The 16,399-nt window shown below is 69.6% G+C and carries 14 protein-coding genes and 1 pseudogene; 3 read left to right on the forward strand and 12 right to left on the reverse strand.

From position 1 onward, the window contains the following. Nucleotides 1-20: 20 nt before the first annotated feature. From flbT to J7U37_RS03720, 9 genes are all read right to left on the reverse strand, one after another. Nucleotides 21-470, reverse strand: coding sequence for a flagellar biosynthesis repressor FlbT (gene flbT / locus J7U37_RS03680; protein ID WP_247634843.1), 450 nt, complete (start codon nucleotides 468-470; stop codon nucleotides 21-23). A gap of 8 nt (nucleotides 471-478) precedes the next feature. Continuing rightward, nucleotides 479-826, reverse strand: coding sequence for a flagellar biosynthesis regulator FlaF (gene flaF, locus J7U37_RS03685; protein ID WP_056181452.1), 348 nt, complete (start codon nucleotides 824-826; stop codon nucleotides 479-481). 131 nt (nucleotides 827-957) lie between these two features. Beyond that, nucleotides 958-2,007, reverse strand: a complete 1,050-nt coding sequence (locus tag J7U37_RS03690) for a flagellar hook-associated family protein (protein WP_247634844.1) — start codon at nucleotides 2,005-2,007, stop codon at nucleotides 958-960. 5 nt (nucleotides 2,008-2,012) lie between these two features. Further along, nucleotides 2,013-3,887 (reverse strand): flagellar hook-associated protein FlgK, encoded by a 1,875-nt coding sequence (flgK, locus tag J7U37_RS03695; RefSeq protein ID WP_247634845.1) that lies wholly within the window; start codon nucleotides 3,885-3,887, stop codon nucleotides 2,013-2,015. A gap of 108 nt (nucleotides 3,888-3,995) precedes the next feature. Next, nucleotides 3,996-5,270 (reverse strand): flagellar hook protein FlgE, encoded by a 1,275-nt coding sequence (locus J7U37_RS03700; RefSeq protein WP_247634846.1) that lies wholly within the window; start codon nucleotides 5,268-5,270, stop codon nucleotides 3,996-3,998. A gap of 138 nt (nucleotides 5,271-5,408) precedes the next feature. Continuing rightward, nucleotides 5,409-6,734, reverse strand: coding sequence for a flagellar protein export ATPase FliI (gene fliI / locus J7U37_RS03705; protein ID WP_247634847.1), 1,326 nt, complete (start codon nucleotides 6,732-6,734; stop codon nucleotides 5,409-5,411). Between the two features lie 4 nt (nucleotides 6,735-6,738). Then, nucleotides 6,739-7,464, reverse strand: a complete 726-nt coding sequence (gene flgF, locus J7U37_RS03710) for a flagellar basal-body rod protein FlgF (protein ID WP_056181467.1) — start codon at nucleotides 7,462-7,464, stop codon at nucleotides 6,739-6,741. A gap of 6 nt (nucleotides 7,465-7,470) precedes the next feature. After that, nucleotides 7,471-8,247 carry a DUF1217 domain-containing protein gene (locus tag J7U37_RS03715; protein ID WP_056181469.1) on the reverse strand — a complete coding sequence of 259 codons (777 nt, stop codon included), beginning with the start codon at nucleotides 8,245-8,247 and terminating at the stop codon, nucleotides 7,471-7,473. Nucleotides 8,248-8,401: 154 nt separating this feature from the next. Then, nucleotides 8,402-8,956: a hypothetical protein gene (locus J7U37_RS03720; RefSeq protein WP_247634848.1), complete on the reverse strand. Its 555-nt coding sequence runs from the start codon at nucleotides 8,954-8,956 to the stop codon at nucleotides 8,402-8,404. Between the two features lie 138 nt (nucleotides 8,957-9,094). On the opposite strand from J7U37_RS03720, the gene J7U37_RS03725 reads away from it, so the two are divergent. Both J7U37_RS03725 and J7U37_RS25075 read left to right on the forward strand, forming a co-directional pair. Further along, the gene (locus tag J7U37_RS03725; protein ID WP_056181477.1) at nucleotides 9,095-9,388 is read left to right on the forward strand and encodes a PilZ domain-containing protein; all 294 of its coding nucleotides are present in this window, start codon (nucleotides 9,095-9,097) and stop codon (nucleotides 9,386-9,388) included. Between the two features lie 328 nt (nucleotides 9,389-9,716). Beyond that, entirely contained in the window at nucleotides 9,717-11,486 is a 1,770-nt protein-coding gene (locus J7U37_RS25075; RefSeq protein WP_282103580.1) for a flagellin, read from the forward strand. 127 nt (nucleotides 11,487-11,613) lie between these two features. Here the strand turns inward: J7U37_RS25075 and J7U37_RS03740 are convergent, their stop codons facing one another. The 3 genes from J7U37_RS03740 to J7U37_RS03750 form a co-directional block, all read right to left on the reverse strand. Beyond that, nucleotides 11,614-12,288, reverse strand: a complete 675-nt coding sequence (locus J7U37_RS03740) for a response regulator transcription factor (RefSeq protein WP_056181484.1) — start codon at nucleotides 12,286-12,288, stop codon at nucleotides 11,614-11,616. Between the two features lie 472 nt (nucleotides 12,289-12,760). Beyond that, nucleotides 12,761-15,013, reverse strand: a complete 2,253-nt coding sequence (locus J7U37_RS03745; protein WP_247634853.1) for an FUSC family protein — start codon at nucleotides 15,011-15,013, stop codon at nucleotides 12,761-12,763. Between the two features lie 232 nt (nucleotides 15,014-15,245). Further along, complete coding sequence (locus J7U37_RS03750) at nucleotides 15,246-15,623, reverse strand: hypothetical protein (RefSeq protein ID WP_056181490.1); 378 nt, start codon at nucleotides 15,621-15,623, stop codon at nucleotides 15,246-15,248. Nucleotides 15,624-16,206: 583 nt separating this feature from the next. On the opposite strand from J7U37_RS03750, the pseudogene J7U37_RS03755 reads away from it, so the two are divergent. Next, nucleotides 16,207-16,399: pseudogene (locus tag J7U37_RS03755) on the forward strand (DUF2147 domain-containing protein); the annotation flags it as partial.

Genomic DNA, 16,399 nt, shown 5'->3' on the forward strand with positions numbered 1-16,399 from the left:
CTCCTGGTGTGATGGCCGGATCAGGCCGGATGGACGGGGGATTCGATGGACGAGATCGTCAGCTCCGGGATGATCGCGCCCCCCTGCGGCACTGGCGCCATCAGGGCGGCCTCCGCCGGGTAGAGGCCGCGGATCAGCTTCAGCGCCTCGATCAACCGGCCGGTCTCGACCAGCTGGCCGGCGCCGACGACGCCCTCCGCGATATCCGGATCGGTGACGGTGGCGAGAATGCCGGCCTGCAGGCTGCGGCACAGGGTGCGGGCGTCATCCGCGTTGGCCGGCTCCATCAGGATCGTCTGGACCGCGAAGTAGAGCTGGCGCAGGGGCGTGGTGGCGGCCTCGGCCTGGAGCACGTGGGTCTCGAGCAGGAAGGTGGCGTCGTTCAGAAGCTCCAGGGAGACCTTCCGGTCGACGCGCAGCACTGCACCGTTCACGTAGACGCGCTCGCCGGCGCGCAGGGACAGGCGCATGGCCCGGCTCACCGCAGGCCGTCCCGGATCGCGGTGTTGACCGCGATCAGCGACGACAGGGTCCGCTCGGGCGCGGCAATCACCGCGTTGGCCTCGTGCATGCTCCACAGGCCGATCGAGACGAGATCGGCGCGCAGGTCCGGCGCCAGGCCGTTATCCTCGCTGGACAGGTCCTCGATCAGCACGCCCCACAGGCTCTGCAGGAAGCCGGCGGCCGAGGCGCGGTCGGTCTGCTGCGCGTCGGGCCGGTCGGCGATGCGCAGGAGGTCGATCGCCCGATCGAAGGCGGCGCGCTCCCGCTCGCGGGCGATCGCGGGGGCTTCCTCCATGATCTCGGCATAGGAAAACTGGTACATGTCGATCCTGTCCCTTGGGTCCGCGGCCCGCCGCGCCGTGGCGCTGGTCCGGGCCGGTGCATCGTGTGGGGTGGGACAACCCGGGCGGAGGGCGCTCCCCCCGCCGGACTGTCGCCCTAGCGTCGAGGCGTTCAGAGATAGTTGACGAGATTGAGCTGCCGCAGCTGCGCGGTCAGGGCGTAGGAGATCTGCACCTGGGTCGAGAGGCGATCGACCCGGGTCTTGGCCTCGGCCTGGTCGACCCCCTCCATCTGCCCGATCTGGGACTGCAGCAGGGTTTTCTGGGCGTCGAGGCGGGTGTTGGCCTCGGTGATCGCCCCCTGCGACCGGCCGAGATCGGCCTGCAGGGTGACGAGCCCCCGGCTGGCTTCGCCGAGGAGCCCCGCGACCCGCTCGGTCAGGACGCCCTGTGCCTCCGCCGAGAGATTCTCAGCGCCGAGACTGGAGGCCATGACGTAGGCCATCGCGAGCTTGCGCAGAGCCGGCGCGTTGGCGCTGACCGAGGTCTGCGTGGTCTCGCTGAGGGAGATCCGGCTGGTCAGGGGTGCGGTGCCCGCCTTGGACCAGGTGGCGCTCCAGCCCGCGGCGTCGAACAGGTCGCGGAAGACCGGCCCGTCGAGGAAGCTCGCCATGGCGGCCGGGGTGATCGCGGCGGCGCTCGGGTCGTCCTGACCGATGCCGAACGCCGCCCGGAAGGCGGCATCGACGGCGGATTTCGCCGGGGAAGCCGGCGTGGTGGCATAGGCCGTCACCGGTGCTTCGCCGGCCCGCGTACCGCCGAAGACGAACTGGCCGCCCGCGGCGGTGTTGAGGAGCGCCGTCAGGGAGACGAGCTGGTTGGCCGCCATGTCCTTCAGCACCGAGACGCGCTGGACCTGGGGCGTGCCGATCAGCGCCGTCAGGGTGGCGTCGGACCCGCCCTGCATCTGCTTCAGAACGGCCTGGGTCGTCCCCAGGCGCAGGGTCGCGGCGTCGTTGCCCTCGCGCAGGGCGGTGAGTTCGGCCGAGGTCTGGCGCAGGCCGACGGCGAGGCCGGTCCGGCTGCCGAGGGCGAGGCCGACATCGGCGAAGCGGCCCGTGACCATTTCCTGGTTGGCCTTCGCCATGTCGGCCTGCATGCGGGCGACCCCGATGCGCGGCGTGTTCCAGAAGCTCAGGGTGGAGAGGGCGTTGGTCCGCATCGGGTCTATCGCACCGCATCCATCAGGGTTTTCAGGAGGTCGTTCACCAGCGTCAGCAACTTGGCCGAGGCCGTGTAGGACCGTTCGAGGTCGAGGGTCATCGCCGTCTCGTCGTCGGCATTGACGCCGGTGGCGTTCGAGTAGGCATCCGAGGCCCGGGCCAGCAGGGTCGACTGGTAGTTCGATTCGGAGGTCGCGGCCTGGCGCTGGCTCGCAAGCCAGCCAACCGAGGCATTGGCGAAGTCCTGCAGGCTGGCGCGGCTGTTCAGGTCGGTGGCCGGATCGAACGTGCGGTCGGCCCCGACGAGGGCGGCCAGGGCACGCAGGCGGTCGGGATAGGCCGTATCGGTGGCGGGCGCCGGGCTCGACCGGTACGCCGCGCCGGCGATGCCGCCATCCCGCAGACGGGTGACGTCGCCACCCTGCTGCGGGTCGACGGCGGCGTTGATCCGGATGCTGGCGGCGCCGCCCGGCTGGCCTGGACCGGCCCCGCCGGTGAACAGGCCCGCTTCCCGCGGCGGCGCACCCGCGACGATGCCGAAGCCGACATCGACCAGCGACCGGCCAGGGCTCGCGTCGATATTCGCGACGGTGAGCTGCGCGGCGGCGCCCGAGGTCGCCGTGGTGATGAAGGTCAGGCGTCCGAAGCCATCGAGGGAGGCGCTGACCTTGCCGGCGAGCGGCGTGTTCGCGCTGTCGGCCGCGTTCTGGCCGTTGATCGCGGCGAGAAATTCGGCCGGGGTCACGCGCGCCGGGTCCGCGGCGGCGGAGCCGATCGAGGCCTTGTTGATCACGATGTTCGCCGCGGAGCCATCGGCGAGGCGGAGCGCGAACGCGACCTCGTTGGCGCCGCTGAAATCGGCCGTGCCGGCAAGTCCCGGCGCCGCACCGGGCCGCAACGCGCCCGTGTCGGCGAGCGCGCTGGTGCCGCTGACCTGGCCGGTCGACTGCCCGACCGCGAAGGTCCCGGTCTCGGCGAAGGCGTCGACCAGAGCGTCGGCGATGCCGTCGAGCTGGGTCTGGTAGCGGGTCGCGACGCCATCACGCAGTTCGGCGAGCCCGGCGAGGCGGCCCGAACGCAACGGCATCGGCGAATTGGCGCCCGTCACCGGCACGCCGTCGACCATGACGGGGGAGCCCGTAGAGCCGGCCGAGAAGGGGGCGGTGGGCACGAACGAGACGCGGCGTGCACTGCGCTCGAACAGGGGAACGCCGCTGTCGGTGTAGATCGCGACGTCGTTGCCCGCCCGCACGACGGTGGAGATCCCGATCTCCTGCGACAGGCCGGCCAGGATGCGGTCACGGTCGTCGAGGGCGTCGGTGACGTCGGTCCCGTTGGCCGTCCCGCGGGTGACGATACGGTTGGCCGCCTCGAACTGGGTCAGCAGATCGTTGATGCGCGAGACCGCGTCGGCCATCCCCGCATCGGCTTGCCCCTGTACGGTCTGGACGGCAGCGGAACCGGTGTTGAGGCTCGTGGCGAGATCGCGCGCCCGGTCGACCGCGTTGCGGGCGAGCGCGGCATCGTCCGGCTTGTTGGCGGCGGCCTGAAGTGCCGCGTTGAGCGCGCCGAGGCGCGCGGCGGGCGAGAGACCGTCGTCGGTGTCGCCGACGGAACTCTGCAGGGTGGTCAAACCGTCGAGGACCGCCTCGCTCGCCGCAACCGAAGAGGTCCCGGCGAGCTTGCGATCGAACAGAGCGGAATCGGTGGCGCGCTGGATGGAGACTGCGCTGCCCCCGCCGGCCGCCACCAGATTGGCGATCTTGCGGGTGTAGAACGGGTCGCTCGCCCCCGCGGTGTTGCGCGCGGCGACCGCGATCTGCGTCGAGGTCGCGACCAGCGAGGTTCGAGCTGAATTGAGGGCGAGGGCGAGGCCCATCGGGTGTTTCCTGGCAAGCGGGCGGGTCGTGGAGGGTATCGGCCGCCGCACCGGGAGGGCGCGGCGGTGGGGACGTGAGCAACCGCGCCGGCGCGGCGCGGCATTCCGTCAGCGCTTGAGGTTCATCAGGGTCTCGAGCAGCTCGTTGCCGGTCATGAACACCTTGGAATTGGCGGTGTAGACCGTCTGCGACTCGATCATCGTGGTCAGCTCGGTGCTGACGTCGACATTGGATTGCTCCAGTGCGCTCGCCTTGACGGTGCCGAGGCCGCCGAGACCGGCGAAGCCGATCTGGATGTCGCCGGATTCGAGGGTGGTCTGGAAGACGTTGCCGGCGCGGGGATTCAGGTTGTCGGGGCTCTTCACATCGGCGAGCGGGATCTTGAAGGCCCCGACCCGGGTGCCGTCGGCATAGGTCGCGTAGACGACACCGTCCGAGCCGAACTCGGTCCCGGTCACGGCGGAGGGCGCCCGGCCGTTGGCGGTACCCTTGAGGTCGTAGGCTCCGGCGAGCTGCGTCGTGCTGCTCAGGTCGAGGGTGACGGTCTTGCCGCCCGGGACCGGGACAGCGAGCTCGACAGGGCTGCTCAGCTTGCCGTTGGGTCCAAAGGTGAAGGCGGCCGGCGGGGCGAGGGGGAGGTCGTCCGGCCCGTAGACGACGGCAGTCCAGGTGTCGGCGGGAACGGCCGGCGCAGCGGCGACCGGCGGCACGGCGGTCGGGTCAGCGGCAACCGCCGCGCTCGCAGGCGACTTCTTGAGGTAAACGTCGAGGGTCACGCTCTTGCCGAGGTTGTCGTAGGTGACGAGCGACGTCTTCTTGGAATAGTTGTCCTTCGACACGACCCCGGTCTTGTCCGGCGTATCGGCCGAGAGATTGCCGGTGATGGCGGCCCCGTCGGAAGGCGCCGCCCGCAGGCCGAGGCTCGCCATGTTGACCGGGACCAGGCCATCGGTGCTGTTGAGGGCCGGGCTCAGTTCCTTGCCCTCGACGATGGGATAGCCCAGCAGGGTGAAGCCACCCGAATTGACGAGGTTGCCGCTCGGACCGTCGACCACGAAGTTGCCGGCCCGGGTCAGGTAGGGCGACTGGCTCTCGTCCTGGACCACGAAGAAACCCTTGCCCCCGATGGCGAGGTCGGTCTTCGAACTCGTGAAGGCGATCGGGCCTTCGGCGCCGATCGAGCGGCGGATCGTGGTCTCGACCGCGCCGGAGGTGTAGTTCGCCGTCGAGGCGCCCTCGATCAGCAGGGACGAGAATTCGGCGGCCGAGCGCTTGTAGCCGGTGGTGCTCGAATTCTGGACGTTCTCGGCGACCGTGGAAATGCGGTTCGACTGGGCGTTCATGCCGGAGACGCCGGTGCGCAAAACGCTGATGAGACTCATGACGTCACCTCAAGGATGGGGATCGCGGCACGGCGCGACGGCTGGCGGGCACTAAAGGAAGACAGGCTTGCGCGGGGCTGGACCCTGCGGCGCCGGGCGCGCGCGGGGTTGAATTCGGACCGGAAATCATGATCCGCCTCACGTCCGCAGGGATTGGGCGAGTTCCAGGAACGCGTCCTGGCTCGCCGCCATGCCGGGCTCCTGGCGCAACGCTTCGTAGATGCGGGGGACCAGGAGGATGGCCTGGTCGAGCTCGGCATCCTCGCCGGCGCGGTAGCCACCCATCAGGCGCAGGTCGCGGGTCTCTTCGAACCGCGCCATCATGGCCTTGAGGCGGCGCACCAGTTCGCGCTGCTCGGGCGTCCAGACCTCGGATGCAAGGCGCGAAATCGAGCCGAGGAGATGCATCGCCGGGTAGCGGCCCTGCTCGGCGATGGCCCGGTCCAGCACCACGTGACCGTCGAGGGTGCCGCGGATGGAATCGGCGACCGGATCGTTGTGGTCGTCGCCGTCGACCAGGACCGAGAACACGCCGGTGATGCTACCGGCACCGTCGAGGCCGGGACCGGCGCGCTCCAGGAGGCGTGGCAGGTCGGAGAACACGCTCGGCGGATAGCCGCGCGCCACCGCCGGCTCGCCGGCCGCCAGCGCCACGTCGCGGGCCGCATGGGCGTAGCGGGTGACCGAATCGACGATGAGCAGGACGGATTCGCCGGCATCACGGAAGGATTCGGCGATGGCCATGGCCATCTTGGGCGCCTGACGCCGCATCATCGGGCTCTCGTCGCCGGTGGAGACCACGATGACGGCCCGGGCCCGGTTCGGTGCCATCGCGCCCTCCAGGAACTCCCGCACCTCGCGACCGCGTTCGCCCACCAGGGCGACGACGACGCTGTCGAAGCCCGTGGCGCCGGCCAGCATCGCCAGCAGGGTCGATTTGCCGACGCCGGAGCCCGCGAAGATGCCGATGCGCTGGCCGAGGCAGAGGGGGGTGAACAGGTCGATGGCGCGGACGCCGGTGCGCAGGGGTGTCGTGACCCGCGCCCGTTCCATGGCGGGTGGCGGGGCGGCCTCCAGCGGCACGGCGCGGGCGCCCGGCACGAGATCGCCGAGCCCGTCGATGGGGCGCCCGAGGGCGTCGATCACCCGCCCCTTCCAGCCCGGATCGGGCCGCAGGGTCGGGTCGCCGAGGCGATAGGCCAAGGTGCCGATCCCGGCCTCGATCCGGCTGTCGAACGGCTTCACGGTGACCCCGGCCGCATCGACGCGCACGACCTCGCCGATCTGTTCGCGTCCGTTGGCCAGGAAGCCCATGCGGTCGCCGAGGGTCATGAACGGCGCGACGCCGGCGATGCGGGCGGCGCTGGCGGTGACCTCCTGGATCCGGCCGCCGACGCGCACGAGCGGCAGGGCCTCGCGGCCCGTCGCCAGGGCCGCGCCGAGGCGGTCGAGGACATCGGTCATCGGCTCAGCCCTGCGGGCTCAAGGAGCGGATCGCCCCCGAAAAGGTGGTCTCGGTCTCGCTCGACAGGTTCGCGGCGCTCTCGAAGGCGCGCTGGATGGTGATCAGCTTCGTCATCTCCAGGACCGGGTTGACGTTGGCGCCCTCGACGTAGCCCTGCACCATGCCGATCCGGGTGAAATCCTGGACCGGACGGGCCGGCAGGTTGGAGGTGACGCCGTTCGGCTCGGCGCGGGTGAGCGTGCCCTTCGGGTCGAGGGTGAAGAGCCCGAGGGCACCGACCTGATTGATGCCCTGGGACACGCTGCCGTCGCGCCCGATCGTGGGCGGGCCGGCCTGGGGGTCGAGCAGGATCGGGGCACCGCCCGGATCGAGCATCGGCTGCCCGGTGAGGCTGCGCAGCTGGCCCAGCGGGTCCATCGTCATGCGGCCGTCGCGGGTGTAGACGGGGCCGTTGGCGCCGCGCACCGCGAACCAAGCCTCGCCCTGCACCGCGACGTCGAGGGGACTGTCGGTCTTGATCGTCGGCCCGGCGCGCTGGGAGATATAGGTGTCGCCCGACGACGCGAAGGCCACCGCGCCCTTGCTCGCCTGGGCCAGGAGGGCGGTGAACTTGGTGTCCTCCGCCCGGTAGCCGCTGGTGGAGAGGTTGGCGACGTTGTTGGCGACGGCGTTCAGGCGCTTGTCCAGGGCGACCTGGGCCGAGAGCGCCACGTAGAGTGCGTTCTGCATGGCGCGTCAGCTCCCGAGGCGGATGCGTTGCAGGCTGAGGAGCAGGCTCGCGTCGAGGCCTTGCGCGCTCGAATCGGCGAACAGATTGAGGATCGGGGCCGAGGTGGCGTTGTTCTGCGCATCCCAGATCGCGGTGAAGCGCTGCACGAAGCGCTGCAGCGTGACCGGGTCCTTGAAGCTGGTGAGGTCGACCCGCTTCTCAATGATCGCGGCCTGCCGGGCGATGGCTTCGGACGACGATGCGTCCGGCAGGCCCAGCACCGTCTTGACCACCTGCGACAGGGCCGGATCGCCGAGCACGCCGTAGCCCGAAGACACCGTCGGGGCGATGCGGGCGAAGTAGAGCGCGAGGCGGACGCCGGCGTCCTCGCTGCCCGCGTCGGTTTCGAGGCTCTGGCGCAGATAGGCGGCGGTGGTGTCCGTGGTCGCGGCGGCGAGCGTCGTCGTGAAGGCGCCGTAGGTCTTGAAGTCGAAAGCCTTGGCGAAGGCGACGTAGCGGTCGTCGGCGAGGCGGTTGGCGAAGGCCGTGCGATCGGTGACGCCCTCGGTCAGGACCTTGCGCATGAAGGCCTTGGCGTAGGTCATGTCTTCGAGGCCGTAGGCCTTCATCGCGTAGGCGTAGAGGCGCCGGTCGCCGAGAAAGTCGTCGATGGATTTCACGTCGGCGATCTTGGCCTTGTAGTAGGCCGTCTCCCGGGCGACGTCGGGCTGCTTGGCCTTGCGCGCCAGGGTCGCGTCGAGGTCACGCGCGAGCAGCGAATAGCTGGTGAAGGTGCTGGTCATGACGGGGCGCGATCGCTGGTGAGGCCGGCGGTGTCTGGGCCGAGGGTGATCCGGGCGGACTCTCCCCGTTGTGGGCCGGATCGCTCTGGACCGGGTTCCTTGCGGCAGGCTGGTGCCTCCACGACGCGGCGACGAAATCCGGATCGGCGGAGCTTCACAGCGGTGTCGGCCCGATGATCGTCTCCGAGGTGATCACGACCCAGCCGGCGCCGGTGGCGCGGATGGACAGAATGCGGCCGGCGCCCGGCAGGACCGCCCCGGGCACCACCTGACGCAGGCCCTCGGGACCCTCGATCAGCGCTGCGCCGTCGGCGACCCGGCGCAGGACGTATCCGCCGCGCGCGCTCGGCGATGATTCCGCCCGCTCCGGTGCCGAGGGCAGCGGGACGGGATCGGGCAACGCACCCGTGGTGGTCGGATCGAGGTCGAGGGCGGCCTCGCGCACCGGGGCGGCGCCCCGCTTGAAGAGGAAGCCGCCACCGCCCGCCGGGAGGAACGGCTGCACCGAGTAGATGTTCGAGGCGCCGGTGATGGCATAGGCCGCGAAGCTTCCCGAGACGACGGCCAGCCCAAGGCAGACCGCGACCGCGGCCCGCTCGATTGCGGCGGCGCGGGACCGGCGCCGGATCTCCGCTCCGGCGGATGGGCGGCGATAGCCCGGACGCTGGGGAAGCGGGGATGCCGAACGACGTGTGAGTGACGCAGTCATGACCACCGCATGAGAAGACCGGCGATTGAGACAAAACACTCTCAAATCATAGTTACGATCCGGTTAATGCCCTGACATCGACAGACCGGATGCCTGAGGCTATGCCCGACGACACTTGATAAAGGGAGCGGACCCTCGATGGCGGATTGGCAGGAGGCGGTCTCTCGCGGGGACAGGCCCGCGCGTGGTCCATCGCCGAAGCGCCACCGCGTCCTGCAGCAGGGGCGCATCGTCCTGGGACCGGAGCGGCTCCTGGCCTGCATCATCCGCGACCTGTCGCCGACCGGTGCCTGTCTGCGCCTGCCGCGCCCGACCTCCCTGCCCGAGCGGTTCGACCTGGTGATCGCGGGCGACGCGTTGCGCACCGTCACCGTCCAGTTGCGCTGGCAGCGGGCGGATTTCGCCGGCGTGACTTTCCTGGCCGAGGGTTAGGCGCCGGGTTGTCCCCAGGCATACCGGCCCGGCGCATCCGGGCACAGGCCGGGACCGGTCGCCTTAAGCTCCTGCTAATCCGGAGCGGGCATATTCGCTTCATCGGCAAGCGACTGTCCCAAGAGGGAACAAAGCTTCCTCGATGCGAACGCGGTGGATAGGTTTCGTGGACCTATAGACATGATGTCGCCCCACCGCTCCGGTGAGAATCCGGGATGTAGACAGCAGCAGCCTGGCTTTACTCGATGAAGCCTTTCCGCCCTTGCGGCCTGCTGCGCGGCCACACACACGAATTCCTTGCAATTCCTGTCAACCGGACATCCTCGCAATGACCAGCCTGCTGACCAACAACGCCGCAATGACGGCGCTGACGACCCTCAAGAGCATCAACACCCAGCTCGATATGACGAGCAACCGGGTCTCGACCGGCCAGCGGGTCTCGAACGCCTCCGACAACGCCGCCTACTGGTCGATCGCCACCACGGTGCGCACCGACAACGCCTCGCTCTCCGCCGTGAAGGACTCGCTCGGCCTCGGCTCGTCGGCCGTCGACACCGCCTATAACGGCCTCAACAGCATCATCACCGACCTGCAGAACATGCGCGCCAAGCTGCAGACCGCGCTGCAGCCCGGCGTCGACCGCTCCAAGGTCCAGACCGAGATCACCGCGATCCAGAACAAGATGAAGGCCACGGCCGATTCGTCGAACTCGAGCGGCCAGAACTGGCTCTCGGTCAACTCGGCCACCTCGAACACCGCCTATCAGCCGATCCAGAACGTCGTCGCGGGCTTCTCGCGCGATCCGAGCGGCGCGATCAACTTCTCGAAGGTCAACGTCGACGTCAACAACATCAAGCTGTTCGACGCCAACAGCACCAGCGTGACCACCACGGCGACGAAGGCCGTCGTGTCCGCGGCGAACTCGCTGACCGGCACCGCGGCCTTCGTGCGGGGCGGGACCGCCGACTTCAGCGGCACCGCCGAGTCTGCGATCAAGATCACCATCGGCGGCGTGAACGATACGATCAAGCTCAACAAGGAGACCCTCGCTTCGGCAGCGGCGGACCTGACGAAAGTCACCACGGAGGAATTCCTCAGCGCGCTCAATAACCAGATCGCCGCTTCGGCTAATCTCGCCGGCAAGGTCAAGGCTGACCTCGATACGCAGGGCCGCCTGACCTTCACCTCGACCGCGACCGGCGGTGCCACGAAGATGACCATCGAGGCCGGCACCGTCACCGGCGGCAAGGCTCTGGTGGACGTCGGCTACGGTCTCGCGGCCGCGACGGACCTCGCGGCTCCCAGCGTGACCGGCGGCGCCTACACCGCTTTCGACCTGAGCGGCACGAACACGAAGGTGCTCACCATCAATGACGGCTACGGGGCCAAGACCGTTACCCTGAACGCCGCGAGCTTCACCGCTCTCGGCGCTGCGGCGACCTCGGGCGCCAACACCGCCGTCAACGGCGCCGACGTTGCCGCGATGATCAACAAGCAACTGGCCGATCAGGGCAGCAAGGCCACCGTGACGTTCGCCGCGACCAAGTTCACGGTCGCGACCCCCGAAAAGGGAAGCCTCAACAGCGCCGGCACCGCCAATACCATCACGTTGGGCGGCGCCGATGTGGCGGGCTTCGGCCTCACCGCGGGCGCGACCACGGGTACGGATCTGGTCTCGGCCTCCCTCGTGCGGGTCGGCTACGGCACCGATGCCGGCACCACGGTGGCGCGCGGCATCCTCGACTCGATCGACAACGCCACCAGCGTGTCGGTCGCCAACGTCGACATCTCGCAGATGGTCGGCACCTCGGGCGACACTGCTCTCAGCGCGCTCATCACGCAGGTCGACAAGGCCATCGCCAAGGTCACGGATTCGGGCACCAAGCTCGGCGCCAACAAGACCCAGATCGACGGCCAGAAGACCTTCGTCGACACCCTGATGAAGGCCAACGACCGCACCATCGGCATCCTGGTCGATGCCGACATCGAGGAAGAGTCGACCAAGCTCAAGGCCCTGCAGACCCAGCAGCAGCTGGCGGTGCAGTCCCTCAGCATCGCCAACTCCTCCAGCCAGGGCATCCTCTCGCTCTTCCGCTAAAACCCGACCGCGCCCCCGGATGGACCGGGGGCGCCTCACGCAGAAAGGCCACGCCTCCGCGACGGGGCGTGGCCTTTCTGGTTTCAGAACGGCGTCTCCGGCGTCGGCCTCGGACCGGCCGTCCGGATCAGCCGATGAAGGTGTACCCGGCGAGCCGCTTGGCCTCGATCGGATCGTAGCCAAGGCGCATCCGCAGCTTCTTGCGCAGCTTGCTGATGTGGCCCTCGACCACGCTCTCCTCGACGTCACTGCCGTGGTCGGCATAGACGGCGTTGAAAATCTGCGTCCGGCTGAGTTGGCGGCCGCGATGGCTGGCGAAATATTCCAGGATGTGGCGCTCGCGGCGCGGCAGGATCAGGCTGGCGCCGTCGATCTCAGGATCACGTCCGTCGGCGAACACCTTGAGGCGGCCGCTGCGGTCCTGGGCAGGGGGGGCCTGGATCTCGCCCCGGATGCCGCGCCGGCGGATCGCCTCGACCCGGGCTAGGATTTCGCGGACATGGACCGGGCGGCGCACGACGTCGTCGATGCCGGCGGTGAAGAGATCGAGGGTCTGCTCCAGGGAGCGGGTCTCGTTGAGGGCGATGATGGGCGCCTGGGAGAGGCTGCGGATCGCGGCGGTCCGGCTGGCCCGATCGGAGCATTCGCCGAGCACGATCCCCTTCAGGCTGTCGGTCGGATTGCCCGCAAGCCAGACGAGAAACTCGTCGGCGTTGCTGCTACGGGCCGGAACCGCCTGCGCACCGAAACCTGCCACGTACTCGGCGGCAACGGCCTGTCTCTCATCCACAACGATATACATTTCAGCGCCCCGCCGAAAACGAATTGTTGGGCAAATCCGGCGGACGATCACCTTGGATGCGGAGCGACTTCGTTGTTCGCTCTCGGCATCCTGGTTTTGCTTGATGATACTTTCGCAGCAGATCCTCTATTGGGATCTATTCGCTGCCGCCCGCCGTTTTGCGTTAACAATGTTTCTTTAAGGAAATGGTTAATTTTGCATTAAGTGTGCCGGCGTCCTGTGATCCCGGTTCATTTTTACCGGTACGGCGGACCCAGTATGGCTCTCCGGCGCGTCGAGTGTGCCCGATCGGTGACAGTCCTATCAGGGATCCGCACGGCCGGAGGTCCGGCTGCGAATCGCAGCGCCGATGAGGCCGAGCCACAGAGGCCGAGCCCGGCTCAGCCAGTGCCGACATGCGGTTCCGGGTACCGCTCGGGTCCGGGTCGCCACGGCCGACCCGACAACTTCCCGGGATCGAGCGAGCGCCGCGTCAATGTCCCGGCAGGATCTGCGGAGTTGGAGTCTCGGCCCCCCGCCTGGTGGAGGGGTTCAGGGTTTCGGCCAGGAGTTCGACCTGGGCGACGAGTCGGCTCAGTCCATCGCTGCGCGGAGCCGTCGGCATCGGTGGCATCGCCCCGTCTCCACCGAGGCTCGACAGGGTGACGGTGACCCAGCCGCTCCAGGCGGCCAGGGCTTCGGGCTCCGCCGTTTCGACGGCATAGCGCAGGGCGGTCAGGCGAGCCGAGATCCGCCGCAGGGTGGCGTCGGCGACCATGGCGGATTCCACCTGCGGGTGGCGTCCCGCCCGGGGCTGCTGCAGGGCGCGCGCCAGGGCCGCCTCCAGATCGTTGAGGGCGAGGCCCGCGCCACGGGAGGCCTGGGCGCGCAGGCCGGACGCTTCCGCCTCTGGGCCTGCGCAGAGTACCGCGCGGGCGAAGGCGGCGTGGGCCCGAACCGCCTTTCGCAATTCGAGGCGAACTTGGTCGGGTTCCCAGATCGGCCACAGCACCAGGGCGCTCGCCACCGCTATGGCACCGCCGAGCAGGGTGAGCAGGGCGCGCATGCCGACCACCTCCCACGAGCCGTGCCCCGGCTCGATCACTTCGACGAGGAGAACCACCAGCGGCGTCAGACAGGCGATGAACACGCCGTAGCTCACTTGGCGCGCGGCAAAGCCGACGATGCTCAAAGGAAATACCAGGGCGGCGAGCGCCAGCGGCGTGGTGGCGACACCCGCGAGGGCGGCGCCGATCAGGCCGCCGAGCACGGTGCCGCCGATGCGCTCCAGCGCACGCTGCCAGGTTGCGGCGTAGAAGGGCTGCATGGTCAGCACCACCGTGATGGTGAGCCAGTGCGCGAACGGTCCCGACCAGACCAGCGTGGCCCACAGGGCCGGCGCCGCCACCACGGTGGCCCGCACGGCGTGCCGCAGGTTGGCCGAGGCCAGCGTGAAGTTGGTGGCGAGGGGCTCGCGCAAGCGGGTCCCCAGGGGCAGGCTGGCACGGCCCAGCAGGGCGCCGCCGGGGCGATAGCCGTCCGGCGTCGAGAGCTTGGCTCCGATCCGGACACGATCGAGGATGCGCGTGGCCAGTTCGTGCAGGCTGCGATCATGCGCGAGGCGCCGCGTACTGCGATCCATCGCGCGCTCCAGGCGGGCGAGATCGACCACGCTGTCGTCGCGGATGGCGCGGGCGATGACGCCCAGGAGGGGGCGCAGGCGGCGCAGGAACCGGCGCACCATGCGCCGCCGGCGCGGATCGGGCTCGCTCTCGATGAGGTCGGACACGGCGATCAGGGCCGCGAAGATCTGCTCGGCCGCTTCGAGGCGGATCAGGGCCTGGGCCGTCCGATCCGAAATTCGCTCTCGGCTGCGGGCAAGATCGACGATCACCGTGCGGGCCTGCTCGATGGCCTCGCGTACGCCCCGGCGATGGGCGCGCGCATGCCGGTCGAAAGCCTGGTGATCGATGATCTGGGGGTCGTAGATCTGGAGGTCCGAGGCGTGGGGATCGGAAGTTTGAATATCGGAAGTCTGGATGTCGGAAGTTTTGATGTTGGACGTCTGGCGATGGCCGTCCTGCGGCATCGCCCGCGTGCCGGGCGTTTCGGGGCTGGCCGGCGAGGCAAGGTCCTCCAGGTCGTCGCAGAGGCGGGTCAGACGGCGCCAGACCTCGGCCACGGCGCGGTGGGTCGGGCGGTAGGGATGGAGCCGCCACAGGAGAAGCGCCAGGAGCGTCGCCCACAGGCCGCCGGCGCTGAAGACGAGTCCCGCCACCAGGGCTTGGTCCGGGCTGAGGGGCCGATCGAGGGCGAAGCACAGCACCAGGACCAGGACGTTGCCGGCGGACTGCGCCTGCACGCCCCAGACCCGCGCATAGGTGCAGGCAAAGATGACGATGCCGGCGAGCGGCACCACCGGCCCCGGCCCCAACGGCTGCATCAGGCCGAACAGCCCCCAGATCACTCCACCGAGCAGCGAGAACAACGTGAGCACGAGGAGGCGGGAGCGCATCGGACCGCCCGCATCGGCGAAGCAGGCGAGGTTGGCGGCGAGTGCCACGGTCAGCAGCGGCGGCCACGCCACCCACTCGTGCAGCAGGATGACGAGGCCGAAGGCCAGGGCCGCCCGGATCCCGTCGAGAAGGCTCAGGCCGCGGGGATCGAGGCCGATGGGCAGGCGTGTGAGGTCGAGCCCCGGATTGGTCAGCGTTCCGCGTCCCCGCAGGAACGCGACCGCCCGCATCCGCCGGCGTGGTCCGGCAGCGGTGGCGGGATCGGCAGGGGAGGTGGAATTCGGGGACACGCGGGAAGGCTCCCGGTGGACGCGACCTCCACCGTCCCGACGATCTAGCGCCGCACGCGGCCCGGTGGAACCGCCCGACCCGACACGGGAGCCCTGCATCTCGGGGACACCGGCAGCCCCCGTCCGTCACGGGCGGCGCCGGCGAACCCCTTCTGGCGGACGGGTCGCCCGGTCAGAACTTGCCGCCGAGGCCGACGCCGCCGCCCTGGCTCAGTTGCGGCGCCAGGCCACCCGAGCTCGACCGGCTGTTGGTCTCGCCTTCGATGTCCTCCCGGCGGACGCGACGCTCCTCGTTCGCCGCCGAACGGGTCTGGGCGCCGGAGGCGTTCGGGATGTTGAGGCGGCGCGTCGGCGAGGTCTGGGGCGCGGCGTCGTCCGGGTCGATCTGGGCGGCGCGGCCACGCTGAGGACCGGGCACGGTGCCGCGCATGGAGGGGGGCGGCCCGACCTCCGTCTCGGGCATCACCCCGCCGCCTCCGCCGAGGGCTTGGCACCCGGCGAGCGCAGCGGCAACGAGCGCGACGGCGCAGGCTTTGGACGGAAGGGACATCGGCTGCAGGTCCTCGAAACACCGGCGACCACCTCGGGCCACCCACTTGAGCTGATGGCCTCTCTACGACGTGGTCTTGTCGAAAACCAGACGGCGCCGCCGGGTGACGCCGGGACAACCGCTCGTGCCCGCGGGCTGATCTTGCAAGACGCGAATTTTGCAAGACGCGAATTTTGCGCGACGCGAATCCTGCACGACGCGAATGTGAGAGGTGCGAATTTCTGAGACGGGAACCTGCGGGAGGCCAACTTGAAAGACACGGGCGGGCGGGATGTCGCCCGGGGCATTGCGGCCACGCTTCCCCCGGTGCGAGAGTGCGCTTGCAGGAACGGGGTCGCCACGGACCGGTCCGGTTCTTGCGCCCTACCCTCCCGACTGCCCGCAGCCAATCCCGGTTGGCGACGAGCGATCGAGGGCCGCTCCCGCCCACCCATCCATGCCAAACGTCCATCCACAACTTCGCCTTGGTCCACGCGCAATGAGACCGGAGCCGCCATCGGGCGGAACCCGCCGCTCAAGCTGCCATTGTGTCAGGCCGGCGAGACGCACAAACCGGGGAACGCGCGTGTTCAGAACTGTCCGGATGATCGCCACCGCGACGATCACCCTGTTGGCCGCCTCCGCGGCCGCCGAAACCCCGGCGCCAACGCCGGTCAAGGAGCCCGTGTCGAATTCCGGCGACGGGACGACCGGCACGACCGGATCACCAGCGCCCGTCGCGCCGGCACCACCGCCGGCCGCAGCGCCCGTGGCAGCGCCGCCCGCCTCCTCTCCCC

It is taken from the genome of Methylobacterium sp. 37f (assembly GCF_023093475.1).
Lineage (GTDB): Bacteria > Pseudomonadota > Alphaproteobacteria > Rhizobiales > Beijerinckiaceae > Methylobacterium.